This window comes from Streptomyces sp. SID11385 (assembly GCF_010548245.1).
GTDB lineage: Bacteria > Actinomycetota > Actinomycetes > Streptomycetales > Streptomycetaceae > Streptomyces.
The window spans coordinates 1-767 of the sequence record NZ_JAAGLR010000580.1 but is presented as its reverse complement, the minus strand read 5'-3'; the positions used below and the strand labels follow the sequence as shown (position 1 = coordinate 767).

Annotated in this window: 1 protein-coding gene and 1 pseudogene; both read left to right on the top strand. The window is 75.4% G+C overall.

Annotated elements, in window-relative coordinates:
• Nucleotides 1-110 precede the first annotated feature (110 nt).
• A complete protein-coding gene (fxsA, locus tag G3I42_RS17615; protein WP_164287085.1) occupies nt 111-290 on the top strand; it encodes an FxSxx-COOH cyclophane-containing RiPP peptide in 180 nt (59 codons plus the stop codon).
• Nucleotides 291-540: 250 nt separating this feature from the next.
• Nucleotides 541-767: pseudogene (locus G3I42_RS17610) on the top strand (FxsB family radical SAM/SPASM domain protein); the annotation flags it as partial.

Below are 767 nucleotides of genomic sequence, written 5' to 3'. Positions count from 1 at the left end.
ACCGTGCCGCGGGCCGCCGCCGTACGGGCGCGCCGGGGTGGGCGGGGCGCCCGGGTCCGGGACAGCGCCGTCCCGCTCCGCACCGAGCCGCATCGACGAGGGGGAACCTCATGACGCACGACAGCAGCGGAGCACCCGGCCAGGCCGAGGCGCTCCCCGACCTCACCGCTCTCGACCTGCGCGCCCTGCGCGCCCTCGACCACCCGGTCCTGAACGAAGTGCTCGACGGGCTCCGGGAGCGCGCCGGGACGTCGAGCGAGATGCTGTGGGGATTCAACAACGCGATGTGAGAACCGAGTTCGCCGTCGCCGGGTACCGGGGCCCGCGCGGACCGGCACCCGCTCCCGTACGGGCATCCACTCCCGTACGGGGCTGCCGGTTCCGTACGGGAGCGGGTGCCCGTACGGGCTCGCGCTTTCGGCCGGGCGGCGCGGCGAACCGGACATCGGGCCCGTAGGAGGTTTCGCCCTCCGCGGCGAGCGGGAGACCCACCACACGGGGCACGGGACCGCCCCTCGACCGGAGCTGGGGGAGCGAGCAGTGCGAGCGACAACCCCCTCCGCGCCGGGCCACGGACACGGGCACGGCAGCGGGGGAGCAGGCGAAGCCCCGTACCCCTTCCGGCAGTTCATCCTCAAGACGCACAGCAGGTGCAACCTCGCCTGCCGCTACTGCTACCTCTACGAAGGCCCCGACACGAGCTGGCGGGCCCGCCCCGCCACCGCCTCGCCCGAGGTGCGCGCCCGCACCGCGCGGCGCATCGGCGA

Bases quoted from the DNA above. Each gene is read 5' to 3' on its own strand.
- fxsA (WP_164287085.1), top strand. From the start codon at position 111: ATGACGCACGACAGCAGCGGAGCACCCGGCCAGGCCGAGGCGCTCCCC.